This is a genomic window from Streptomyces beigongshangae, assembly GCF_019710745.1.
Taxonomy (GTDB): domain Bacteria; phylum Actinomycetota; class Actinomycetes; order Streptomycetales; family Streptomycetaceae; genus Streptomyces; species Streptomyces beigongshangae.
In genome coordinates this window covers 139,381-162,579 of the sequence record NZ_JAHKJW010000009.1, presented here as the reverse complement: position 1 = coordinate 162,579, position 23,199 = coordinate 139,381, and the positions used below count along the sequence as shown (strand labels likewise).

The 23,199-nt window shown below is 72.7% G+C and carries 25 protein-coding genes and 1 riboswitch; of the genes, 13 read left to right on the top strand and 12 right to left on the bottom strand.

Going from position 1 to position 23,199, the window contains the following annotated elements:
* Positions 1-137 precede the first annotated feature (137 nt).
* Positions 138-1,274, top strand: a complete 1,137-nt coding sequence (locus KM933_RS09550) for an 8-amino-7-oxononanoate synthase (protein WP_221350216.1) — start codon at positions 138-140, stop codon at positions 1,272-1,274.
* On the opposite strand, the gene KM933_RS09545 is transcribed toward KM933_RS09550, so the two are convergent.
* A complete protein-coding gene (locus KM933_RS09545) occupies positions 1,255-1,479 on the bottom strand; it encodes a DUF397 domain-containing protein (protein ID WP_221350213.1) in 225 nt (74 codons plus the stop codon). The genes KM933_RS09550 and KM933_RS09545 overlap by 20 nt on opposite strands.
* A gap of 59 nt (positions 1,480-1,538) precedes the next feature.
* Positions 1,539-2,369: a helix-turn-helix domain-containing protein gene (locus tag KM933_RS09540; protein ID WP_221350212.1), complete on the bottom strand. Its 831-nt coding sequence runs from the start codon at positions 2,367-2,369 to the stop codon at positions 1,539-1,541.
* A gap of 261 nt (positions 2,370-2,630) precedes the next feature.
* Here KM933_RS09540 and KM933_RS09535 point away from each other — a divergent pair, with 261 nt between their 5' ends.
* Positions 2,631-3,077, top strand: coding sequence for an ATP-binding protein (locus KM933_RS09535; protein WP_221350209.1), 447 nt, complete (start codon positions 2,631-2,633; stop codon positions 3,075-3,077).
* A gap of 135 nt (positions 3,078-3,212) precedes the next feature.
* Here KM933_RS09535 and KM933_RS09530 read toward each other — a convergent pair whose 3' ends face one another.
* The 3 genes from KM933_RS09530 to KM933_RS09520 all read right to left on the bottom strand — a co-directional run bounded on the left by KM933_RS09530 (position 3,213) and on the right by KM933_RS09520 (position 4,963).
* Entirely contained in the window at positions 3,213-3,686 is a 474-nt protein-coding gene (locus KM933_RS09530) for a C40 family peptidase (RefSeq protein WP_221350208.1), read from the bottom strand.
* A gap of 3 nt (positions 3,687-3,689) precedes the next feature.
* Positions 3,690-3,854, bottom strand: a riboswitch (cyclic di-AMP (ydaO/yuaA leader).
* Between the two features lie 370 nt (positions 3,855-4,224).
* The gene (locus KM933_RS09525) at positions 4,225-4,533 is read right to left on the bottom strand and encodes a hypothetical protein (protein WP_221350206.1); all 309 of its coding nucleotides are present in this window, start codon (positions 4,531-4,533) and stop codon (positions 4,225-4,227) included.
* 7 nt (positions 4,534-4,540) lie between these two features.
* A complete protein-coding gene (locus tag KM933_RS09520) occupies positions 4,541-4,963 on the bottom strand; it encodes an ATP-dependent Clp protease proteolytic subunit (protein WP_221350204.1) in 423 nt (140 codons plus the stop codon).
* A 70-nt stretch (positions 4,964-5,033) separates the two neighbouring features.
* Here KM933_RS09520 and KM933_RS09515 point away from each other — a divergent pair, with 70 nt between their 5' ends.
* On the top strand, positions 5,034-5,312 hold the full coding sequence (locus KM933_RS09515; protein ID WP_221350202.1) for a type II toxin-antitoxin system Phd/YefM family antitoxin: 279 nt from the start codon (positions 5,034-5,036) through the stop codon (positions 5,310-5,312).
* A 205-nt stretch (positions 5,313-5,517) separates the two neighbouring features.
* On the opposite strand, the gene KM933_RS09510 is transcribed toward KM933_RS09515, so the two are convergent.
* The gene (locus tag KM933_RS09510; RefSeq protein WP_221350291.1) at positions 5,518-6,447 is read right to left on the bottom strand and encodes an ABC transporter permease; all 930 of its coding nucleotides are present in this window, start codon (positions 6,445-6,447) and stop codon (positions 5,518-5,520) included.
* Positions 6,448-6,756: 309 nt separating this feature from the next.
* On the opposite strand from KM933_RS09510, the gene KM933_RS09505 reads away from it, so the two are divergent.
* Both KM933_RS09505 and KM933_RS09500 read left to right on the top strand, forming a co-directional pair.
* Positions 6,757-7,404, top strand: coding sequence for a TetR/AcrR family transcriptional regulator (locus tag KM933_RS09505; RefSeq protein ID WP_221350200.1), 648 nt, complete (start codon positions 6,757-6,759; stop codon positions 7,402-7,404).
* A gap of 336 nt (positions 7,405-7,740) precedes the next feature.
* Positions 7,741-9,327 carry an alpha/beta hydrolase gene (locus KM933_RS09500; RefSeq protein ID WP_221350198.1) on the top strand — a complete coding sequence of 529 codons (1,587 nt, stop codon included), beginning with the start codon at positions 7,741-7,743 and terminating at the stop codon, positions 9,325-9,327.
* Between the two features lie 105 nt (positions 9,328-9,432).
* On the opposite strand, the gene KM933_RS09495 is transcribed toward KM933_RS09500, so the two are convergent.
* Both KM933_RS09495 and KM933_RS09490 read right to left on the bottom strand, forming a co-directional pair.
* The gene (locus tag KM933_RS09495; RefSeq protein WP_221350196.1) at positions 9,433-10,164 is read right to left on the bottom strand and encodes a lysophospholipid acyltransferase family protein; all 732 of its coding nucleotides are present in this window, start codon (positions 10,162-10,164) and stop codon (positions 9,433-9,435) included.
* Between the two features lie 238 nt (positions 10,165-10,402).
* Positions 10,403-11,527 (bottom strand): FUSC family protein, encoded by a 1,125-nt coding sequence (locus KM933_RS09490; RefSeq protein WP_221350195.1) that lies wholly within the window; start codon positions 11,525-11,527, stop codon positions 10,403-10,405.
* Between the two features lie 191 nt (positions 11,528-11,718).
* On the opposite strand from KM933_RS09490, the gene KM933_RS09485 reads away from it, so the two are divergent.
* From KM933_RS09485 to KM933_RS09470, 4 genes are all read left to right on the top strand, one after another.
* On the top strand, positions 11,719-12,903 hold the full coding sequence (locus KM933_RS09485) for an alcohol dehydrogenase catalytic domain-containing protein (protein WP_221350193.1): 1,185 nt from the start codon (positions 11,719-11,721) through the stop codon (positions 12,901-12,903).
* 37 nt (positions 12,904-12,940) lie between these two features.
* Complete coding sequence (locus tag KM933_RS09480) at positions 12,941-13,093, top strand: hypothetical protein (protein ID WP_221350191.1); 153 nt, start codon at positions 12,941-12,943, stop codon at positions 13,091-13,093.
* Between the two features lie 68 nt (positions 13,094-13,161).
* Positions 13,162-13,485 (top strand): plasmid stabilization protein, encoded by a 324-nt coding sequence (locus tag KM933_RS09475; protein WP_221350189.1) that lies wholly within the window; start codon positions 13,162-13,164, stop codon positions 13,483-13,485.
* A 144-nt stretch (positions 13,486-13,629) separates the two neighbouring features.
* Positions 13,630-15,903: a catalase gene (locus tag KM933_RS09470; RefSeq protein ID WP_221350187.1), complete on the top strand. Its 2,274-nt coding sequence runs from the start codon at positions 13,630-13,632 to the stop codon at positions 15,901-15,903.
* Positions 15,904-16,040: 137 nt separating this feature from the next.
* Here the strand turns inward: KM933_RS09470 and rocD are convergent, their stop codons facing one another.
* From rocD to KM933_RS09455, 3 genes are all read right to left on the bottom strand, one after another.
* Positions 16,041-17,273, bottom strand: coding sequence for an ornithine--oxo-acid transaminase (rocD, locus tag KM933_RS09465; RefSeq protein ID WP_221350185.1), 1,233 nt, complete (start codon positions 17,271-17,273; stop codon positions 16,041-16,043).
* Positions 17,270-18,091, bottom strand: a complete 822-nt coding sequence (gene ddaH / locus KM933_RS09460) for a dimethylargininase (RefSeq protein ID WP_221350184.1) — start codon at positions 18,089-18,091, stop codon at positions 17,270-17,272. The genes rocD and ddaH overlap by 4 nt, the downstream gene beginning before the upstream one ends.
* 174 nt (positions 18,092-18,265) lie before the next feature.
* A complete protein-coding gene (locus tag KM933_RS09455; RefSeq protein ID WP_221350182.1) occupies positions 18,266-18,772 on the bottom strand; it encodes an Lrp/AsnC family transcriptional regulator in 507 nt (168 codons plus the stop codon).
* A gap of 143 nt (positions 18,773-18,915) precedes the next feature.
* On the opposite strand from KM933_RS09455, the gene KM933_RS09450 reads away from it, so the two are divergent.
* The 4 genes from KM933_RS09450 to KM933_RS09435 are packed head-to-tail and all read left to right on the top strand — an operon-like array spanning position 18,916 to position 23,016.
* Positions 18,916-19,671 (top strand): LytR/AlgR family response regulator transcription factor, encoded by a 756-nt coding sequence (locus tag KM933_RS09450; protein ID WP_221350180.1) that lies wholly within the window; start codon positions 18,916-18,918, stop codon positions 19,669-19,671.
* An 11-nt stretch (positions 19,672-19,682) separates the two neighbouring features.
* The gene (locus KM933_RS09445) at positions 19,683-20,039 is read left to right on the top strand and encodes a hypothetical protein (protein ID WP_221350179.1); all 357 of its coding nucleotides are present in this window, start codon (positions 19,683-19,685) and stop codon (positions 20,037-20,039) included.
* A gap of 38 nt (positions 20,040-20,077) precedes the next feature.
* A complete protein-coding gene (locus KM933_RS09440; RefSeq protein ID WP_221350177.1) occupies positions 20,078-21,805 on the top strand; it encodes a sodium/solute symporter in 1,728 nt (575 codons plus the stop codon).
* A complete protein-coding gene (locus KM933_RS09435) occupies positions 21,802-23,016 on the top strand; it encodes a sensor histidine kinase (protein WP_221350175.1) in 1,215 nt (404 codons plus the stop codon). Before KM933_RS09440 ends, KM933_RS09435 begins: the two co-directional genes overlap by 4 nt.
* Positions 23,017-23,028: 12 nt before the next feature.
* On the opposite strand, the gene KM933_RS09430 is transcribed toward KM933_RS09435, so the two are convergent.
* Positions 23,029-23,187, bottom strand: coding sequence for a hypothetical protein (locus tag KM933_RS09430; RefSeq protein WP_221350173.1), 159 nt, complete (start codon positions 23,185-23,187; stop codon positions 23,029-23,031).
* Between the last annotated feature and the right edge of the window lie 12 nt (positions 23,188-23,199).

Genomic DNA, 23,199 nt, shown 5'->3' with positions numbered 1-23,199 from the left:
GTGGGCATCGCCACATCATGGGGGGCCGGTGGGGCGGCTAGGGTCTGTGCGCTGCCTGCAAAAGGCGGTGAGGGCGGCCGGGCGGAGAGCGGATGCCGGGACCCGTGGGACACCCTCAGCCATGGCCCGGAGGACGTATGAACCGATCACCCTTCGAGTGGATCGACGAGCAGGCGCGGGCGCGCCACCGGGCCGGACTCGTCCGCACGCTGCGCCCGCGCCCCGCCGACTCCGTGCTCCTCGACCTCGCCGGGAACGACTATCTGGGCCTGGCCCGCCACCCCGGGGTCACGGAGGCCGCCGCGCGGGCGGCCCGCACGTGGGGCGGCGGCGCCACCGGGTCCCGGCTCGTCAGCGGCTCCACCGAGTTGCACGCGGAACTGGAGCGCGAACTGGCCGCGTTCACCGGTTTCGAGTCCGCCCTGGTCTTCTCCTCGGGCTACGCGGCCAACCTCGCCGCCGTCACCGCGCTCGCGCCGCACGGCTCCCTCGTCGTCTCCGACGCCGGCAACCACGCCTCGCTGATCGACGGCTGCCGGCTCGCCCGGGGCACCACCCAGGTCGTCGCGCACGCGGACCCCGAGGCCGTCGGCAAGGCGCTGGCAACGCACACCGGGCCCGCGATCGCCGTCTGCGACACGGTCTTCTCGGTGGACGGCGACGCGGCCCCGCTGACGGAACTGGCCGCCGTGTGCCGGGCGTCCGGCGCGGCCCTCCTCCTGGACGACGCGCACGGTCTGGGCGTCCTCGGCGCGGGCGGGCGGGGCGCCGCGTGGGCGGCGGGGCTCGCGGGCGCGCCCGACGTGGTCACCACCGTCACGCTGTCGAAGTCCCTCGGCAGCCAGGGCGGCGCCGTCCTCGGACCGGCCCGGGTCGTCGACCACCTGGTCAACTCGGCCCGCACCTTCATCTTCGACACCGGGCTCGCGCCCGCGGCGGCCGGCGCGGCACTGGCCGCCCTGCGTCTGCTGCGCCGGGAACCGGAGCGTGCCGCACGCGCGCGTGCGGTCGCGACGGCTCTGTACGAGCGGCTGACGGCCGGGGGCCTCGAAGCCGTACGCCCGGACGCCGCGGTCGTCTCCGTGCGCGCAGCCTCCCCCGAGCGGGCGCTGCGCTGGGCCGCGCGGTGCCGGGAGGCGGGTCTGGCCGTCGGCTGCTTCCGCCCCCCGTCGGTGCCGGACGGCATCTCACGGTTGCGGCTGACCGCCCGCGCGGATCTCACCGACGGACAGCTCGACCGGGCCGTGGACGTCATCACCGCAGCGCGTCGATGAAACCCTTCCAGGCATCGGGGGCGAAGAGCAGGGCGGGTCCCGACGTGTTCTTCGAGTCGCGCACCGCGAGCAGGCCGGCCCACGGGCCGGAGCCCGGGCGGGCCGTCTCGACGCAGTTGTTCATTCCCGTGCTGCGGCTGCTGCGCAGCCACCGCGCACCGTGCAGTCGCGTGCTGGAAGGCAGGTACCGAGGCATGGCGGGCATGGTGCCTCCTTGTGCGCCGTCAGCTGCACAGCTGTACCGGCGATGAAATCCAACGTGTCCTAGGGCGAAAGGGCGTGGACCGTGAGGGAGTCGAAGGTCTCGCTGTAGGTCTGGAGGTCTTCTTTCCGTTCGAGGTAGAGGCTACTCGTCAAGTGGTCGAGAACAACCACGTCCAAATCAGATCTGTTCGTAAATGAAAAAATTACAAAGGGCCCGGTGACTCCGGCATGGGCCCCGGCTCCGAACGGCAGTACCTGGATCCGCACGTGGGGGAGGTGTGCGGCCTCCCGCAGCCGCTCCAGCTGCCGTGCCATGACGTCCGGTCCGCCGACCGTCCGTCGCAGTACCGCCTCGTCCAGTACGGCGCTCAGCCGGAGCGGCGTGTCCGAACGCAGCACCTCCTGCCGCGCGAGACGTACCTTCACCAGCGCGTCGACCAGCGCGTCGTCCCTGCCGCCGGACGCCCGCCGGCCCACGGCGGCCCGCGTCACCTCGCGCGCGTACTCCGGTGTCTGCAGCAGACCCGGCACCACGGCGTTCTCCAGGGTGCGCATCGCGTCCGCCTGCGACTCCAGACTGATGAAGTCGCTGTACGTCGACGGCAGAAGACCCCGGTAGGCGTGCCACCAGTTCTGCCGGCCGTCCTCGTCCGAGCCCGCCAGCGTGACGAGCAGCTCGTGCAGCTCCGGGTCCCGGACCTCGTACGCCTCCAGGAGCAGTCGTACGTCCGCGGGCTTGACCCCGCTGCGGCCGGTCTCGATCCGGCTCACCTTCGACTGGTGCCAGCCGACGAGATGAGCGGCCTGGCCGCTCGTGAGGCCCGCCAGGGCCCGCAGGGCACGCAGTTCGGCGCCGAGCTTCCGCCGGCGCACCGCGGGGCCGTTCTGCATGGCCGTCTCCTTCCGACCGCCGCGCCGACGCTGCGGCGCCCGGCATCACGCCGACCGTAGAGGATGAACAGGCCGCCGCGGCAAATACGGTCGAGCGCGGCAGAGTTCACCGCTTCGAGCGACAGATATATGCATATCTTGGGAGATCGGCACCAGGAACGCCGAGGTGATGACACTCTGGCGCAAGCACCGGTCCGGGACGGTACGTGAAGTCGTGCACTGCGACACCGACTCCGGCCCCGTGGGAAAGGACGACGTCGCATGGCAGACCACCAGGAAGCATCCGTCACTCTGCCGAGCGATCCCGCCTCGGTCTCCGCCGCCCGTACCTACGTCACCGACGTCCTCGCCGAATGGGGGCTCCCCGCCGACTCGGAGGCCGCCGACACGGTCCGGCTCATCGTCTCCGAGCTCGCCACGAACGCCGTGCAGCACACCTTCGGCCTGTCGCCCACCTTCACGGTGGACGTCGAGCTCGACCGTGACGAACGACTGCGCATCGGGGTGACCGACAGCCATCCGCGGTTCCCGAAGCGGCTGCCCGCGGCGGTCCAGCAGGACAACGGCCGCGGCATGGTGATCATCCGCTGGCTGACCGCGGAGTGGGGCGGCAAACTCACGGTCCTGCCCACCCCGGAGGGCGGGAAGACCGTCTCGATCACGCTGCCCTGGACGACCTCGGCGGTGGGGTCGGCGCGGGCCGACTGAGCGCCCGCCCCGGGCCGACTGAGCGCTGGCCCCGGAGCCGCCCGCGGCCCGGTCCACCGCAACTGAACGGCCGGATCCGCGCCGGATCCCTCGCAGGGCGGCCGCGGGATCCCCCGCGGCCGCCCTGCGGGCGGATCACCTGACCCGGCCGTACCAGACGCTCTTCGTCCAGATCTTCTGGAGCTTCACCACGTCCCCGCTCTTCGGGGAGTGCCAGATCCGTCCCTTCCCGGCGTAGATGCCGACGTGGTAGACGTTCCGGCCCGAGTGGAAGAAGACCAGGTCCCCCTGCTTCCGCTTCGTGGCGGAGATGTGGTTCGTCTTGTTGTACTGGGCCGCGGCCGTGCGGGGCAGGGACTTGCCCGCCTTCTTGAACGAGTACAGCGTGAGGCCGGAGCAGTCGAAGCGCTTGGGCCCCGCGGCTCCGTACTTGTACGGGGAGCCCTTCTTGGAGGCCGCCACCTGGAGTGCCTTCGTCGCGGGAGTGGCCGCTTCCGCGTCGGACGCGAGGCCCGGAGCCACGAGACCACCGCCGACCGCGGCTATGGTGAGGGCCGATGCGGTGCCGGCCCTGCTGAACAGCGACGGGACACGATTGAGCGCAGTCATGCGCAACCCTTCGTCAGCCGCCTGTGAAGGATGACCTGTCGGATTCGGGCTGGCGAAGTTGCCCGGCCGCTGTCGCGGCTTCACCCCAAGGACCACTCGGATGTCTCCGGCGGCCCGTCGTGCCTGGGTCCTCCACTCCTGCCGATCCACTTCTGTCGACCGGTCATCCGGGCGGCGGCAGGACTCGGCGTCCGCCCGGATCGCCCCGCCGCTTGTGGCGGGGGCTTGTCGTCGAAAGGGATCTTGACGCACTCGTGTCCCAAAAGCCGAGCGGAATCGGCGATTTGTGGGCTTACTCACCACTCACCCGTTCGGGTGGACAGCCCTTTCCACGGGTGGGCGCCGAGGCGGCCGAGGACCCTCGCACCAGCGCTTGAATGATTCATTCCGTCCCGGATGTGCGCATGGTGCGCAACTGCCGAGGGCTCGAAGGCAGAGCCGCGGCTACGCTGTCCGGGGGTACTCCGTCCGCTTCTTTCCGGGCCCGGCGCGGACACCTCGTCACCTGCCTGAGTGACCCCGGGTGGACGGGCGTACGTCAGGTGTCGGAGACGGGCGGCAGGGCGACCCTGCCCGCCCGCCGCTCACCGTCCAGGACGCGCAGCGCCCGGGCCAGGGTCGGCGCGTGCACCTCGTGTTCGCCCCGCTGGTGCATCAGGGTCAGCGCGTCGCGCAGCGCGGCGGCCCGGCCGACCAGCGCCTGGGCCGCGCGCAGTCCGCGGTAGGTGTCGCTCCGGTGGGCCGGGTCGATCCGGCCGAGCAGGTCGACCACCTCCAGGTAACGGTCGATCAACTCGGCCTCGGCCCGGGTCAGTGCCGGCAGCGGGGGCAACTCGGGTGGCTGCATCGGCGGTTCACCCCGTCCCGGAGGCGCCGGGGACCGCCCCGCGGCCCGGGACGATCCGGTCGACCAGCCCGTACGCCGGCGCGGCCCGGGCGTCCAGGGTCCTGTCCCGCTCGATGTCCGCCGCGATCCGTTCCCGGCCCCGCCCGGTGTGCCGGGCGAGCACCTCCTCCAGCCGCGCACGGGTGCGCGTCAGTTCGCCGGCGCGGCGGGCCGGGTCGGACACCTGCCCCCGGACGGCGTCGGGGAGCGAGGGCTGCCGGACCAGCACACGGGCACCGGGCAGCGCGTACCGCCTGCCGGGCGTGCCGGCCGCCAGCAGCACGGCCGCGGTCACCCCGGCCTGTCCCAGGCGGACGGTCCGCTCTTCGAGGAGCCGGGAGTACGGGTCCGTGGACCGCGGCAGGTCGTGGCGGGCGGACGGGCGGGTCATGACACACGCCTCCTCCGGGAGGGATCCTGTAAAAAATGTACAGGACGTACGTGACGTTATGATGCGGAGCATGGCCTACGAGATTCCGGTGACGCAAGCCAGGGCAGAGCTCGCCGATCTGATCAACCGTGTGGTGTACGGGGCCGAGCGCGTCGTCGTGACACGGCACGGCAAGCCCCTCGTCGCCCTGGTCTCCGCGGCCGACCTGGAGCGACTCGAGAAACTCGACGCGGTCGGGGACGAACAGGTGATCAGCCCGGTGTCCGGGGTCCACGAGGTCGCGTCCGCTCCCCGCGAACGGCAGAGGTTCGGGATCGCGGCGGAGCGGAGGGGGCCGGGCGCGTCGTAGGCCGCGCGCCCGGTGGAGTGGGGCGGGGCAGGGCAGGGCGGGGTGGGTGCTTGTGTGTCGTTGCCGGGTGAGGGTGGGCGGGGGTCGAGCGCGCAGTTCCCCGCGCCCCTTGAAAGGTGCGCGGGGAACTGCGCGACCGGTCACGACGACAGAGCGCGGGCACCCGCAGAACGGCCGTGCACCGAGGGTGCACGGCCGACCCCGCTCAGCCCGCGGCAAGCGCCCTGCGCCGAGGCAGCACGCCGCCCAGCAGCACCGCTCCCAGGCCGAGCGCGGCCCACCACGCGAGCGCCATCGCCGGTCCCGCCGCGGCCGCCCCGTCGAAGAAGGAGACCGACCGCAGCAGCGAGGTCCCGGCCCCGGGGGGCAGCCACTGACCGATCGTGCCGGCCGGCGCGGGCAGCATCTCGGGCGCCGAACTCGCGCCGGAGAACGGGTTGCCGAGCATCATCATCACGAACGCGCCCGCCCCGACGCCCGGGGTGCCGAGCAGCGCCGCCAGGCCCGCGACGGCCGCGCTCACGGCCAGTGCCGACAGCGCCAGGACGGCCGCCTCGGGCCACCAGCTCCCGGTGAACGCGCCCAGCCAGCTGCCCGCGACGAGTGCGGCCACGGTGCCGACCAGTGCCGCGGCGCCGACGAGTACGGCGACCGCGCGCCCGCCGCGCAGCCCCAGCAGCGTCACCGCGGCCCCCGCGGCGATACCCGCCAGCGTCATCGGCAGCACGCTCGACGCCAGGACCGAGCCGCGCGGGTCCTCCGGGGGCAGCGGTACGACGTCGACGGTCGGCACCTCGCCGCCGCCGGCCTGTCGCGCCACGGCCTGCCGGAGCGACTGCGCCACGAGCGGGCTCGCCGCCGAGGCGGTGAGCAGCTCGGTTCCCCGCCCGGTGACGACGACCGCTCCGTACACGGTCCGGTCCTCGATGGCGTCCCGGGCGGCGGCCCCGTCCTCGTAGCGGTGGATCTCGAAGGCCCCCTCACGGGCTTCGAGCCGCTGTTGCACCTGGGCGGCCGCGGTCGCCGGACCCGCCACGCCGAGCGGCAGCTCATGGGGCGCGGTACGGGCCGCGGGCCAGGCGAAGGCCCACAGGGCGAGGGCCGCGAGGACCGGGACCAGCAGCACCACGGCCATGGCGGCGCGGCGGTTCGGCGGGGACGGGTGCTGCCGCGCCGGAGCCGGAGCCGGAGCCGTCGCCGTCGACGGTGACCGGTCCGGGACCGGCTGCTCGGGTGCGGTCGCCGGGGGCGTGGGGGTGGCGGGGGTGGTGGACATGCTTCTTCCCTCGATGCGGATCGCGGCGGTGTTCGGGCTTTCAGCCGGGGCCCGGGCCCCGGCCGGACCGGGTGCGTAAAAAGAAGGATCGTTCGTTTTGGCGACAGGCCCACTGTCCCGCCGGTGTCCCGCCTTGTCAAGAAGGAATGTTCGTTTTAGGTTTCGTGCATGGCCCGTGTATCCCAGGAACACCTCGACGCCCGCCGTCGCCAGATCCTCGACGGCGCGGCCCGCTGCTTCGCCCGCAACGGGTTCCACGCGACGTCGATGCAGGACGTGCTGAAGGAGGTGGACCTCTCGGCGGGGGCCGTCTACCGGTACTTCAGCGGCAAGGACGAGTTGATCGGCGCCATCGTCACCGAGGTGCTCGGGGGGATCCGCGAAGCCTTCGAGGAGGTCGCCCGGCACTCCCCGCCGCCGATGCCCGACGTGCTCGTGACCCGGGTCATGACGCAGGTGCTGGGCCTGGGGGGCACGGGGAAGCACGGTCTGTCCTGGGAGGGGGAGGAGTCCTTTCCCCGGCTGATGGTCCAGGTCTGGACCGAGACGCTCCGTGACGCCGAGCTGGCGGCGGTCCTGCGGGAGGGCTTCGTCGCGGTGCGGGAGGCATGGGTGGCGGTCGTCGAGGGGTATCAGGCGGCCGGGGTGATGCGCGCGGACGTTCCCGCGGAGCATGTCGCGCGGACGCTGATCGCCGCCGCGCAGGGGTTCGCCGCGCAGCAGGCCCTGTTCGGCACGGTGCCCGCGGAGGTGTTGCGGGACGGTCTGCGGGGCCTGATGAGCATGGGGGATCCGGACCGGCCCGAGCCCCGCTGAGCCTGCGAAGCCGGCCCGAACCCCGCTGAGCCTGCGGGGACGGCGCCGAGCCGTGCCGGCGGCCCGGGCGGTCGAGTTCGGCGAGCGGCTGTGCGCTGCGGCTGCGCCGCCTCCCCGGTGAGGTCCCGCGTCCACCGGATGGAGGCCCCGGTCCCGCGGTGGACCGTGTACGGGCGGAAGTGAACATCACCGCTCAACGGACAGAGATGTTCCGGTTATCGGATTGGCAAAAAAGATACTTCGCCCCTGTCCTCGGGGACCCCGCAGCAGAAAGGATCCCCCGTACCGACACCACGACGACAGCAGAAGACAGCAGGGGGGACTCTCTTGAGAGGGATGAGAAGGACGACGGCGTTCGGCTCGGCCGGAGCGCTCGTCACGGCGACGCTGATAGCCGGCGCCGTCGCGGCCCCGACGGCCAGCGCGGACATCCGCCACGGCCACGACGTCCGGACCAGCCAGGCGCGCGGCGCCGAGATCGCCGCCGCCCGCGCGGCCAGAGCCGGGATCGACTGGAAGGACTGTCCCGCCGACTGGGGGATCGCCAAGCCCATCCAGTGCGGCTGGGTCACCGTGCCGCTCGACTACGCGAAGCCCGACGGCAAGAAGATCAAGCTCGCCGTGGACCGCATCGGCAACACCGGCACGAAGGCGGAGCGCCAGGGCGCCCTCGTCTACAACCCCGGCGGCCCCGGCGGCTCCGGACTGCGCTTCCCCACCCGGGTCACCAACAAGAACCCGCTGTGGGTCAACACCTCCAAGGCGTACGACTTCGTGGGCTTCGACCCGCGCGGTGTCGGCCACTCGGCGCCCATCTCCTGCGTGGACCCGCAGGAGTTCGTCAAGGCGCCCAAGATGGACCCGGTGCCCGACTCCGAGGCCGACAAGCGCGCCCAGCGCAAGCTCGCCGCCGAGTACGCGGCCGGCTGCGCCGAGCGCAGCGGCGCGATGCTGCCGCACATGACGACCCCCAACACCGTGCGCGACCTGGACGTCATCAGGGCCGCTCTCGGCGAGAAGAAGCTCAACTTCCTGGGCGTCTCGTACGGCACGTACATCGCCGCCGTCTACGGCACGATGTACCCGACCCATGTGCGCCGCATGGTCGCGGACAGCGTCGTCAACCCCTCGCGCGAGAAGATCTGGTACCAGGCCAACCTGGACCAGGACGTCGCCTTCGAGACGCGCTGGAGGGACTGGCAGGACTGGGTCGCGAAGAACGACGCGGCCTTCCACCTCGGTGACACCCGCGCCGAGGTCCAGGCGCAGTGGCTGAAGCTGCGCGCCACCGCCAAGAAGAACCCCGTCGGCGGTGTCGTCGGCCCGGCCGAGCTCATCGGCTTCTTCCAGAGCGCGCCGTACTACGACTCGTCGTGGGTGCCGGTCGCCACGGTCTTCAGCAAGTACGTCGCCGGTGACACCCAGGCGCTCGTCGACGCGGCCGCACCGGACCTCTCCGACACCGCGGGCAACATCGCCTCGGAGAACGGCAACGCCGTCTACACGGCCGTCGAGTGCGCCGACGCCAAGTGGCCCACCAGCTGGCGGAAGTGGGACCGCGACAACACCGCGCTGCACAGGAACCACCCGTTCATGACGTGGGCCAACGCCTGGCTGAACCTGCCGTGCGCGACCTGGCCCGCCAAGCAGCAGAACCCGGTGGAGGTGCGGACGGGCAAGGGCCTGCCGCCCGTCCTGATCGTGCAGGCGACCCGTGACGCGGCCACGCCGTACGGTGGCGCCGTCGAGCTGCACAAGCGGTTCAAGGGCTCCCGCCTGATCACCGAGAGGGACGCGGGCTCGCACGGGGTGACGGGGCTGGCCAACCCGTGCGTCAACGAGCGGGTGGACACCTACCTGCTCACCGGCAAGGTCGACGCGGCCGACGTGACGTGCGCGCCGCACGCCACGCCCAAGCCGTAACGGCGACCGGCGGCGGAAGGGGGCGGCCGTGCCACGGCCGCCCCCTTCCCACGTCCCGTTCCCCGGACGCTCCGCGACCCGGCCGGTCCGGCCGCGGGCGGGGCGTCAGCGCTGCGGCAGCCGCGGGAACCTGCGGGCCCTGGCCTGTGCCGCCCGCTCGGCGGCCTCCTCCGCCTTCACGACGGACGCGTACCGGTCCACGTACTCCTGCTCGGAGAGGGAGAGGATCGCGTACATGATCTCGTCCGTGATGGCGCGCAGGATCGCCTTCTCGTTCTCCATGCCCGCGTAGCGGGAGAAGTCGAGGGGCTCGCCGAAGCGGATCGCCACCGGGTGCACCTTCGGGATCTTCCGGCCCGGGGGCTGGGCCTCGAAGGTGCCGATCATCGCGCACGGAATGACGGGCACCCCGGCCCTGAGCGCCATCACCGCGACGCCGACCTTGCCCTTGTAGAGGCGGCCGTCGTGCGAGCGGGTGCCCTCCGGGTAGATGCCGAGCAGCTCGTCCTTACCCAGTACGCCGAGCCCTTCGCGGATCGCCGCCTGGCCGGCCTCCTTGCCGGAGCGGTCCACCGGGATCTGCCCGACGCTGTGGAAGAAGGCCGCCGTCAGCCGGCCCTTGATGCCGGGTCCCGTGAAGTACTCGGCCTTGGCGAGGAACGTGATGCGCCGCTTGATGATCGCGGGCATCAGGAAGTGGTCCGCGAACGACAGGTGGTTGCCCGCGACGATGGCCGCGCCCGTCGCCGGTACGTGCTCCAGGCCCTCGATCCGGGGGCGGAAGACCAGCCGCAACAGCGGTCCCAGGATCACGTACTTGAGAACGTAATAGAACAACGGGTCGCTCCTCGCTTCGCCGGATCGGCTCAACCGCCGCGTTCTAGCTGGTCAAGAGGTGTGCTGCGGGACGCCAGTGTATGTGCAGGCGTCGTCCCGCGTAACCGCCTCCGGACGGACTCGTGCTGACCCGGTGTTCACTCCCGCACCACCTGCCGCACCGGTGAGCGGCTGGTTCCCGACGGCTCCCGGCAGCCACCGGCGGTCCCCGGGGGCCACCGCCGACGGCAGCAGGCGCTCACCCGGACCGCGACCGCCGGTCCTCTCGCGGGGAGGCGTCCCCGTCCCACGCGCCGACCAGCGCGGACAGGTCGTCCAGCAGCCGCCCGGTGTCCGCCGTCAGGCCGCCCAGCACGGGCGCGCTCTCGTGGTCGCTGCGGGCGAGCGCCGAGGACATCCGGCCGTGGGCCGCGGCCGCCACGTCCAGCGCACGGCGGCGCTCGTCCGCCGCGGCGTCCCCGGAGGCGAGGACGTCACCGGCCGCCCGCAACAGGGGCGACAGACCCGGTACGGGGTCCGGGAGGGAGACGGCCTCGGACAGCGAACGGGTGATCGCCCTGATGTGCTCGGTGATCCGGTCCCAGGTGAGGTCCCAGTCGGGCGGCGGTGGCGGTGTGCTCACGGAACGGCGCAGCCTGCGCCCCGGGTTGAAGCGGCGACTCTCGTCCGACCAGCGGCGCGCGCTCCGCAGCTCCGTCACCACGTCGGCCAGCCGCACCGCGCTGTCGTACCAGCCGGCGGCCTGCTCCTTGTCGTACGACGTGCCCGTGCCGTCGGCGACCGTGTGCAGCAGGTCGGCGCAGTCCTCGGGCAGCCGGCCGCGCACACGGTGGACACGGCGGGAGTGCACCGGCGGCAGGACACCGGCGTTCACGGCGATCCCGATGGCCGCTCCCAGCAGGGTCTCCAGGAGGCGGTGCAGGATGTCGAGGCCGCTGGAGGAGCCGTAGGCGAGGACGAACAGCGCGGCCGTCGGGGCGTAGAGGCCCTGGGTGCCGAGCCGCGCGTAGTTGCCGATCAGCACGGTCAGCGGCAGGGCCAGCGCCATCGCGGCCATCGTGTGGTGGGTCAGTTCCAGGGCGCCGGCGGCGAGCAGGGTGCCGACGAGGACCACCACCACCTGCTGCAGCGCGGACAGCAGCGAGCGGTAGACGGTGCTCTGCACCAGGAACAGCGCGGTCCACGGGGCGAGGAGCGCCATCGGAGCGTTCCACCACCAGCCGGCGATCGCCCAGGCCAGCAGTGCGGCGCCCGCCGCCTTCAGGGACTGGACCGCGGTGTCGCGCTCGGGTCCGGCCTCCGTGACGCACCTGCGCACCGAACGCCCGACAGCGGTGGCCTCATGGGTGAGGGCGTGCCACAAGTGATGCTTCCTTCCGTTCGGCGCAGGTGTCGGTGCCCGCCGCGCACCCGGGGTGCCGGGTGCGCGGCGGCGCCCGGCCCGGGTACCCGGCGTCCGCCGAGCGGATGCTTTCCTTCCCGTGAAGTGTCGGAAAGCGCGGAACGGGGACTCGGGCGGCGGAAGTGAACCACGATCGCTGGAGGAGTCCCACCATGCGTGCACTGACCTGGCAGGGTAAGCGTGATGTCCGGGTGGAGACCGTCCCCGATCCACGGATCGAGAAGCCGGACGACATCGTCGTCAGGATCACCACGACCGGGCTCTGCGGTTCCGACCTGCACCTGTACGAGCTGTTCGGCCCCTTCATCGACCCCGGGGACATCCTCGGCCACGAGCCGATGGGCATCGTGGAGGAGGTGGGACCGGAGGTCACCGCGCTCGCCCCCGGCGACCGGGTGGTCATCCCCTTCAACGTCTCCTGCCGCGACTGCTGGATGTGCAACCAGGGGCTCCACTCGCAGTGCGAGACGACCCAGGTGCGCGAACGCAACAGCGGCGCCTCCCTGTTCGGGTACACCAAGCTCTACGGCCAGGTGCCGGGCGGGCAGGCGGAGCTCCTGCGGGTGCCGTTCGGCAACAGGCTGCCCATCAAGGTGCCCGAGGGGCCGGCCGACGACCGCTACGTCTACCTCTCCGACGTCCTGCCCACCGCGTGGCAGGCCGTGGACTACGCGGCCGTCCCTCCGGGCGGCAGCGTGACGGTACTCGGCCTGGGCCCCATCGGTGACATGGCCACCCGGATCGCCCGGCACCGCGGCGCCGGCCTGGTCATCGGCATCGACCTGGTCAAGGAGCGCCTCACGCGCGCCAGCGCCCACGGGGTCACGTGCTTCGACGCCCGGATGAACGGCAAGGACCTCGCGGACGCCGTCAGGGACCTCACCGACGGCCGCGGGACCGACGCCGTCATCGACGCCGTCGGCATGGAGGCGCACGGCGCGCCGTTCGCCAAGGCGGCCCAGTGGCTCACGGGCCTGCTGCCCGACGCGGTGGCGCAGCCGATGATGGAGAAGGCGGGGGTGGACCGGCTGGGAGCCCTGTACACCGGCATCGAGCTCGTGCGCCGCGGCGGCACGCTCTCCATCTCCGGGGTCTACGGCGGGGCGGTCAGCCCGATGCCGCTCCTGACGATGTTCGACAAGCAGATCCAGGTGCGCCAGGGCCAGGCCAACGTGTGGCGCTGGGTGGACGACATCCTGCCGCTGCTCACGGACGAGGACCCGCTGGGCGTGGACACCTTCAAGACGCACACCATGTCGCTGGAGGACGCCCCGAAGGCGTACGCGATGTTCCAGGCCAAGGAGGACGGAATGGTCAAGACCCTCCTGAAGCCGTGACCACCCGAGAGCCGTGACGACCCGAGGAGAAGCGCACATGACGAGCGAATCCACCCCGTCCCAGGCGGAAGGCGCCCGGGACGACGAAGCGGGGAACCCGCCCGCCGACGAGGGGAACGACCGGCCGGAGATCATCCAGACCACGCCGTCCCAGGCCGAGGGCGACCGGGACGACGGGACCGACGAGTAGTCCGCCGGTCCGCACCGGCACCGGTACCGGCCGGGCACCGTCCGACCGACGCAGACCAAGGAGTGATCATGCCTCGCGGTTCCAGCCCCGAGCGGGAACGGCAGTACGAGCACATCAAGGACAGCGCCGAGGAGCGCGGCGAGAGCCCGGAGCGGGCCCAGGAGATCGCCTCCCGCACCGTGAACAAGGAGCGGGCCCGCGCGGGTGAGTCCAGGACGGCGAGCAGGACGTCCACCCAGGACATGTCGTCCTCGGAGCGGGGCGGCCGGCGTTCGCACAGCGGTGCGCAGGGCCCCACGTACGACCAGCTGTACGCGGAGGCCAGGAAGCGCGGCGTCAAGGGCCGCTCCACCATGGACAAGGCGGAGCTGAAGCGGGAGCTGGGCCGCTGAGGCGGATCGCGCCGCGGCCGTGGGACCGGGCCGCGAATCCGGTGGGACCCGGATTCGCGGCCCTCCGCATGCCCGGCGGGAAGACGACGATTCACCTACCGGGTCGCGGGTACTCAGCTCTCCCCCCGACACTTGGAGACGTGAATGACTGAGAAGAACCCGCTGAAGGCAGTGGTGGACAAGGCCGCCGACGCCCTGCGCGGGGAGGGCCCGCAGGACGGCGTCCCCGGCAAGCCCGGGGTGAAGACGCCCCCCGTCGACGAGCCGACCGCGCCCCAGCCACCGCTGCCGCCCAAGGCCGACCAGGGCGCGCCCGCGTACGTCAGCCCCACGGGGCGGCCGACCGGCGCGGACCCGGAGGCACGGGCCCAGGGGGAGGCGTACCTGACCACGGCGCAGGGGGTCCGGCTGCCCGAGACGGACCACTCCCTGAAGGCCGGTCCCCGCGGACCCGTCCTCCTCCAGGACCACCACCTGCGGGAGAAGCTCACCCACTTCGACCACGAGCGCATCCCGGAGCGGGTCGTGCACGCCCGCGGCGCCGCCGCGCACGGGATCTTCCAGGGCTACGGCACCGCCGCGAAGATCACCAAGGCCGCCTTCCTCGGCGACGGGGTCGAGACGCCGGTGTTCGTGCGCTTCTCGACGGTGCTCGGCTCGCGCGGCTCCGCGGACACGGTGCGCGACACCCGGGGCTTCGCGACGAAGTTCTACACCAGCGAGGGCACCTTCGACCTGGTCGGCAACAACATCCCGGTCTTCTTCATCCAGGACGCCATCAAGTTCCCGGACGTCATCCACGCCGGCAAGCCGCACCCCGACCGCGAGATCCCGCAGGCGCAGAGCGCCCACGACACGTTCTGGGACTTCGTCACCCTGCACACCGAGGCCACCCACCACACGCTGTGGAACATGTCCGACCGCGGCATCCCGCGCTCCTACCGCATGATGGAGGGCTTCGGCGTCCACACCTTCCGGCTGGTGAACGCCCAGGGCGCCACCACGCTGGTGAAGTTCCACTGGAAGCCCAAGCTCGGCGTGCACTCCCAGACGTGGGAGGAGGCGCAGATCACCGGCGGCGTCGACCCCGACTTCCACCGCCGCGACCTGTACGACGCCATCGAGGCCGGCGCGTACCCGCAGTGGGAGCTCGGTGTCCAGGTCTTCCCGGACACCCCCGAGCAGACCTTCGAGGGCATCGACCTGCTGGACTCGACGAAGATCGTCCCGGAGGAGCTGGCCCCCGTCCAGCCGATCGGTCTGCTCACGCTGAACGCCAACCCCACCAACTTCTTCGCCGAGACCGAGCAGGTCGCCTTCCACGTCGGCCACCTCGTCCCCGGCATCGACGTCACCGACGACCCGCTGCTCGCCGGACGGCTCTTCTCCTACCTGGACACGCAGATCAGCCGGCTGGGCGGGCCGAACTTCGCCCAGCTGCCGATCAACCGCCCGCACGCCCCCGTCAACGACATGCTGCGGGACGGCATGCACCAGACGGCCGTGCACACCGGCACCGCGCCCTACAAGCCCAACTCCCTCGACGGGGGCTGCCCGTTCCTGGCGGGCGCGGACACCGGCGCGTACATCGAGACGCCGGTGGAGGTCCCGCGGGCGGACAAGCGGCGCGAGGCGCCCGCCTCCTTCTCCGACCACTTCAGCCAGCCGCGGCTGTTCTGGCTCAGCATGTCGCCGGTGGAGCGCGAGCACATCGTGAACGCCTACACCTTCGAGCTGAACAAGTGCTACGAGCAGACCATCAAGGAGCGGGCGCTCCAGGTGCTCGCCAACATCGACTCCGAACTGTGCGAGCAGGTCGCCGCCGGTCTCGGTCTGCCGGCGCCGCAGGCGACCGTGCCGTTCGTGACGGCCGAGCCCAGTCCCGCCCTCTCCCAGGTCGGTGGGACCTGGCCGCTGGACGGCCGGATCATCGGCATCGTCACCGACGGGCAGGGCGACCTCGACGGTGTCCGCGCCGTGCGGGAGGCGGTCCTGGGCGCCGGTATGGTCCCGCTGGTGATCGGGCCCTCCGGCGGGAAGCTGGCCGCGGAGGGTGAGCCGATCACGGTGCAGCGGACCTTCGCGACCGCGCGGTCGGTGGAGTTCGACGCCCTCCTGGTGGCGGGGGTGCCCGGACCGGGCAAGGACGCCCTCGCCGCGCGGGACGCCAAGGCGGGCGACGCGGGCGGGCTCGACGGGGTCGCCGACCCGCGGGTGTCGCTGCTGCTGACGGAGGCGTTCCGGCACGGCAAGGCCATCGGGGGCTGGGCCGGCGCCGACGCGGTGCTCACGGGGGCGGGGGTACCCGTGGGAGCACCCGGTGTCGTGACCGCGGACAGCGGGACCGGCGCTCTGGAGCAGGTCACCGCGCTGCTGGGCGCGCACCGCGTGTGGGAGCGCTTCGCCACGGCGCTCTGACCCTCCGACCCTCCGAGGAGGCGGGGTGCGGGGCGGCCGGTCGTGTCGTCGGGTGCGGGCCGGTCGCGCAGTTCCCCGCGCCCCCAAGGGGCCGGGGGTGCCCCTCGTGACGAGGGGCACCCCCGCTCGCGCGGACCTCAGGAGGCCGCGGTCAGGACCTTCTCCAAGGTGGCCAGGGCCAGGTGGAGGTCCTCGTCCGTGACGGTCAGGGGCGGGGCCAGGCGGATGGTCGAGCCGTGGGTGTCCTTCACCAGGACTCCCTCCCGCAGCAGGGACTCGCTGATGTCACGGCCGGTGCCGAGCGCGGGCTCGATGTCCACACCCGCCCACAGGCCGCGCGCCCGGAAGCCCCGGACGCCCTTGCCGACGAGGGCGCTCAGACCCTCCCGCAGGATCACACCCGCCTCCTCGGCCCTGCGCTGGAACTCGCCGGTCCCCAGCAGCTCCACCACCGCCGAGCCGACCGCCGCGGCCAGCGGGTTGCCGCCGAACGTCGAGCCGTGCTCGCCCGGCCGCAGCACCCGGAGCACCTCGCGCCGCCCGACCACCGCGGAGACCGGCACGATGCCCCCGCCCAGCGCCTTGCCGAGCAGCACCAGGTCCGGGACGACCCCCTCGTGCTCGACCGCCAGCGTGCGGCCCGTGCGTCCCAGGCCCGACTGGATCTCGTCGGCGACGAACAGGCACCCGGCGCGCCGGGTCAGCTCGCGCACGCCCCGCAGATAGCCGTCGTCGGGGATGACGACGCCCGCCTCGCCCTGGATCGGCTCGATCAGCACGGCCGCGGTGGTTTCGTCGACGGCCGCGTCGAGCGCGGCGAGGTCGTTGTACGGGACCACGCGGAAGCCCGGGGTGAACGGCCCGAACCCCGCACGGGCGGTCTCGTCGGTGGAGAAGCCCACGACGGTCGTCGTACGGCCGTGGAAGTTGTCGGCGGCCACCACGACCGTCGCCCGGTCCGGCGCGACGCCCTTCACGTCGTACGCCCACTTGCGGGCCACCTTGATGCCGCTCTCCACGGCCTCGGCACCCGTGTTCATCGGCAGCACCATGTCCAGGCCGGTCAGCGCGGCCAGCGATTCGGCGAAGGCGGCCAGACGGTCGTGGTGGAAGGCGCGGGAGGTCAGCGTCAGCCGGTCGAGCTGCCGGTGCGCGGCCTCGGTCAGGGCCGGATGGCGGTGCCCGAAGTTGAGGGCCGAGTAGCCGGCCAGCAGGTCGAGGTAGCGGCGGCCCTCGACGTCCTCGACCCAGGCGCCCTCGGCGCGGGCCACGACCACGGGCAGCGGGTGGTAGTTGTGCGCGAGGACGGGCTCCTCGGCGCGGATCAGCTCGGCGGACGAGCGCGGGGAACGGCCGGGCGCGACGGTCATGAGCGGATCTCCTGGGTGCAGCACTTGATGCCGCCGCCGGCCTTCTGGAACTCCGACAGGTCGACGGGGACGGGGACGTAGCCGTGGCGGGCGAGTTCGCCCGCGAGGGCCTCGGCGCGCGGCGAGATGAAGACGTGGCGGCCGTCGGAGACGGAGTTCAGCCCGAACACCATCGCGTCGTCGTGCGTGGCGAGCACCGCGTCCGGGAAGAGCCGGCGCAGCACCTCGCGGCTGCCCGGGGAGAAGGCTCCCGGGTAGTACGCGATGTTCGCGCCGGGGCCGTCGTCGAGGACGAACAGCGCGGTGTCGAGGTGGTAGAAGCGCGGGTCCACCAGCTGGAGGCTGACCGTCGGGACGCCGAAGAACTCCTGCGCCTCGTGGTGGGCGGCCCGTTCCGTGCGGAACCCGGTGCCCGCCAGCAGATGGCGTCCGACGAGGACCAGGTCGCCCTCGCCCTCGCACACCGCCGCGGGACGGTGGACGTCGAAGCCCGCGTTCCTGAACCACGCCTCGTACGCACTTGACTCCGGGCGGCGCTGCGGCGCGCGGAAGCAGGAGCCGAAGACCCGGCCGGCCACGACCAGCGCCGAGTTCGCGGCGAAGACCATGTCCGGCAGACCGGCGACCGGCTCCACGCTGTCGACGGTGTGCCCGTGGGCGCGATAGGCGCGGATCAGCTCCGCCCACTGGCCCCGGGCCAGGTCGACGTCGACCCGGACGTCCTGGTGCATCCAGGGATTGATGGCGTACTGCACGGCGAAGTGTCTGGGTTCGCAGACCAGGAATCGCCTGGGGCGCGGCACACGGCTCATGGGCACAGAGGGGTTCCTCCGCTTCCTGCGGTGTCGGGTGGGATGCCTCAACGGTAGGAAGCGGGGGAGTGGTGCGACAAGGCGCGGAAAGTGCGCGCTGCCGCAGAAACGCTGCGTGTCGGGGCAGGTCGGCGCACGTTCGCTGCGTGGCCGGTGAGAGGGGCGGCGGAGGGCCCGGATTCACGGGCTCCGGCGCGGCCGGGCCTCCGGGGCCGGCTGGCTCGCCCCCGCCTCCGGGCTCTCCGGCAGCAGGTGCGACAGCACCATGAAACTGACCGTCTTGCGGATGAACGGCTCCACCCGGATGCGTTCGAGCACCTCCTCGAAGTGCTCCACGTCCCGCGCCCGCACGTGCAGCAGCGCGTCCGCGCCACCGGTCACCGTCATCGCGGCGGTGATCTCCGGATGGTTGCGCACGACCTCGGCGAGCCGCCGCGGCGGTGCCGCGCCCTCGCAGTACACCTCCACGTACGCCTCCGTGCGCCAGCCCAGCGCGGCCGGTTCCACCGTCGCGGTGAACCCGGTGATCACACCCGTCTCCCGCAGCCGGTCCGTCCGGCGCTTCACCGCCGTGGCGGACAGCCCGATCGCCGCGCCGATCTCGGCGAAGCTCGTGCGCGCGTTCGCCATCAGGGCCGTCACGATCTTCCGGTCGAGATCGTCGAAGGGCGCGGACGCGGGTCTCATGCGGGCACTGTATCCAGCGGCGGCGGCCGTGCCCGCCCGCACGCGGGGACGCGGGCGGGCGTACGAGGTGTGCGCGCGGGCGTATGACGTGTGCAGGGGTATGACGTGTGCAGACGTACGAATTGCTCCTACACTCCGGATTCATGCTGCGCGCCCTCGCCGTCGACGACGAACCGCCCTCCCTCGAAGAGCTGCTCTACCTGCTGGACGCCGATCCGCGGGTGAGCAGCGTCGAGGGAGCGAGCGACGCCACGGCGGCGCTGCGCCGGATCAACCGGGCCCTGGAGAGCGGCCCCGGCGGCGACCAGGGCATCGACGTCGTCTTCCTCGACATCCACATGCCCGGCCTCGACGGTCTCGACATGGCGCGGCTGCTCGCCGGCTTCGCCAAGCCGCCGCTCGTCGTGTTCGTGACCGCCCACGAGGGCTTCGCCGTCCAGGCATTCGACCTCAAGGCCGTCGACTACGTCCTGAAGCCGGTCCGCCGGGAGCGGCTGGCCGAGGCCGTCCGCCGGGCCGTCGAGCAGCTGGACGCCGCCCCGCTGATCCCCGTGCACGAACCCGACCCGGACCACATACCCGTCGAGCTCGGCGGGGTCACCCGCTTCGTCGCCGTCGAGGACATCACCCACGTCGAGGCCCACGGCGACTACGCGCGGCTGCACACCGCCCAGGGCAGCCACCTCGTCCGCATCCCGCTCTCCACCCTGGAGGAGCGCTGGCGCGCACGCGGGTTCGTCCGCATCCACCGCCGCCACCTCGTGGCGCTCGGCCACATCAGCGAACTGCGCCTGGACGCGGGTACCGTGAGCGTCCTGGTCGACTCGGTCGAACTCCAGGTGAGCCGTCGTCACGCACGGGAACTGCGGGACCTGCTGATGCGCCGGACCGCGAGCTGAGGAGACCGGAGTTGCCGCACGACCCCGCCGACCGCCGTGTCGTCGTCACCGGCCCGCCGCGCCGTACGCGCCCGCTGGGCCGCTACCGGCCGCGCACCGAGATCGACGAGCAGACCACGCTCGGCCACACCTACGTCCGCTCCCTGATGCGCAGCCAGCTGCGGGCCGCGCTCGCCGTCTTCGCGGTCCTGATCCTCCTGGTGGGCCCGCTCCCCCTGGTCTTCACCGTGCTGGGCGACAGCTCCGGCCCCGAATGGCTCGTGCTCGGCTTCTGCGTCTATCCGCCGCTGGTGCTGCTCGCCCGCTGGTACGTGCGCCGCGCCGACCGCAACGAGAAGGACTTCGTCCGCCTCGTCGAGGACCGCTGAGCCCGTGAACGAGACCTGCCCGTGAACGAGACCTGCCCGTGAACGAGAACTACGCCGTCCCGGCGGTCGCGCTCGTCGTCGTCGCGACCGTCTTCGTCGGCGCCTTCGGGCTGCGCATCTCCCGCACCACCTCGGACTTCTACGTGGCCTCCCGCACGGTCGGCCCCCGGCTGAACGCGGCCGCCATCAGCGGCGAGTACCTCTCCGCCGCCTCCTTCCTCGGCATCGCCGGCCTCGTCCTCGTCCAGGGCCCGGACATGCTCTGGTACCCCGTCGGCTACACCGCGGGCTATCTCGTCCTGCTGATCTTCGTCGCGGCCCCGCTGCGCCGCTCGGGCGCGTACACCCTGCCCGACTTCGCCGAGGCACGGCTCGCCTCGCAGGGCGTGCGCCGGCTGGCCGGGGCCTTCGTCGTCGGCGTCGGCTGGCTGTACCTCCTGCCCCAGCTCCAGGGCGCGGGGCTCACCCTGAACGTGCTGACCGGGGCGCCCGAGCCCCTCGGCGGCGTCATCGTCGCCGTCGTCGTGGTGGCGACGGTCGCCGCGGGCGGCATGCGCAGCATCACCTTCGTCCAGGCGTTCCAGTACTGGCTCAAACTCACCGCCCTGCTCGTCCCCGCGCTCTTCCTCGTCCTCGCCTGGCGGGACGACGGGGCGCCGCGCCCCGCCTTCGACGAACCGGCCGGGTTCCGCGAGCACCGGGTCGTACGCGTCGACGCCCGCCTCGACCTGAAGCTGGACGAGCCGCTGACCGTCACCGCGGACGGCACGGTCGACGGCGTCCGGTACGAGGACCGGCGGATCCGGCTGCCCGCGGGCGTGCACCGCGTCGAGCGGGGCACCCGGCTGGCCTTCACCCGGGGCGACCCCGTCCCCGTCGCCGACCGCGGCGGCGACGGCGGCATGTCCACCTCACTCGCCGCAGGCCGCGAGGAACGCCCGCTGTACGCCACGTACGGGCTGATCCTCGCCACCTTCCTCGGCACCATGGGGCTGCCGCACGTCGTCGTCCGCTTCTACACCAGCCCGCACGGCGTGGCCGCCCGCCGCACCACCGTCGCCGTGCTCGGTCTGATCGGCGCGTTCTACCTGCTGCCGCCGCTGTACGGCGCACTGGGCCGCCTGTACGCCCCCGAGCTGACCCTGACCGGGGACGCCGACGCCGCCGTGCTGCTGCTGCCCGACCGGGTGATCGGCGGTCTGGGCGGGGACCTGCTCGGCGCGCTGGTGGCCGGCGGGGCCTTCGCCGCCTTCCTGTCCACGGCGTCGGGCCTGACCATGGCGGTGGCGGGCGTGCTCACCCAGGACGTGCTGCCCTCCCGGGGCGTGCGGCACTTCCGGCTCGGCACGGTCCTCTCCATGATCGTGCCGCTCGCGGCGAGCATGCTGGTGGGCGGACTGCCCGTCGCCGACGCCGTGGGGCTCGCCTTCGCGGTGTCCGCCTCGTCGTTCTGCCCGCTGCTCGTCCTCGGCATCTGGTGGCACCGGCTCACCCCGCCCGGTGCTGCCGCCGGGATGCTCGTCGGCGGCGGCTCGGCGCTCCTCGCGGTCGCCGCCACCATGGCCGACTTCCCGGGGACGGGCGCCCTGCACGCCCTCCTCGCCTGGCCCGCGCTGTGGTCGGTGCCGCTGGGCTTCCTCACCATGGCGCTGGTGTCGCTGGCGACGCCCGGCCGGGTCCCGGCCGGGACGGCGGCGATCCTCGCCCGCTTCCACCTGCCCGAGGAACTGGCCGGGGGACAGGTACGTACGGAGGTCAAGGGATGAGCGGTTTCCTGGCGGGGCTCTGTGTGGCCGCGCTGCCCCTGCTGGCGGCCGGCTTCTGGTTCGGCCGGCGTACCGCCCGCTCGCCCAGCCCCGGCGGCCTGGGCACCCCCGTCGAGCACGCCACCTTCGAGACCCTGCACACCGCCTCGCTCGCCGCGCCCCCGCTGCGCGCGGGCCTGACCGGGGAGACGGCCCGCAGATCCGCGCGGCGGCTGCGCACCCTGCTCGGCACCGACGCGCTCTGCCTCACCGACCAGGACACCGTGCTCGCCTGGGAGGGCGCCGGCGAGCACCACCGGGACCAGATCATGGAGCGGATCGGCGGTCCCCTGGAGACCGGCCGCGGAGAGGCGTTCCGCCTCGTCTGCGACGAGCCGTACTGCCCGCTGCGCTGGGCCGTCGTCGCGCCGCTCACCGTCGACGACCGGGTGCACGGCGCGCTGGTCGCCTGCGCGCCCCGCGAGTCGGCCGTACTGGTCCGGGCCACCGGCGAGGTCGCCCGCTGGGTCTCGGTCCAGCTGGAGCTCGCCGACCTCGACCGGTCCCGCACCCGGCTGATCGAGGCCGAGATCAAGGCGCTGCGGGCCCAGATCTCCCCGCACTTCATCTTCAACTCGCTCGCGGTGATCGCCTCGTTCGTGCGCACCGACCCCGAGCGGGCCCGCGAACTGCTCCTGGAGTTCGCCGACTTCACCCGGTACTCGTTCCGCAGGCACGGCGACTTCACCACCCTCGCCGACGAGCTCCACGCCATCGACCACTACCTGGCGCTGGTCCGGGCCCGCTTCGGGGAGCGCCTCGCGGTCACCCTGCAGATCGCGCCCGAGGTACTGCCGGTGACCCTGCCCTTCCTCTGCCTGCAGCCGCTCGTGGAGAACGCCGTGAAGCACGGTCTGGAGGGCGGCTCGGGCGAGGTCGACAGGAGCCGTATCAGCATCACCGCACAGGACGCGGGAGCCGAGGCGCTCGTCGTCATCGAGGACGACGGCCCCGGCATGGACCCCGCCCGGCTGCGCCGCATCCTCGCCGGCGAGGCCGGCGCCTCGGACGGCATCGGGCTGTCGAACGTCGACGACCGCCTGCGCCAGGTGTACGGCGACGGCTACGGCCTCGTCATCGAGACCGCGCCGGGCGCGGGCATGAAGATCACCGCCCGGCTGCCGAAGTACCAGCCGGGCGTGCACTCGGCGGGACGGCTGCCCCGCGAATGACGGTTCCGTGGCTCAGGTGGGCCGCGACACCACCATCGCCAGCGTGATCAGGCCGAGCACCACCCAGCCGAACCACAACCAGCCACTGCTCCCGAGCGCCACCGTGTAGGCCGTGACCATCACCAGGCCGCCGACGGTGAGCACTCCCATGGTCTTCGTGGAACCGGGCATCGCAACACCCTC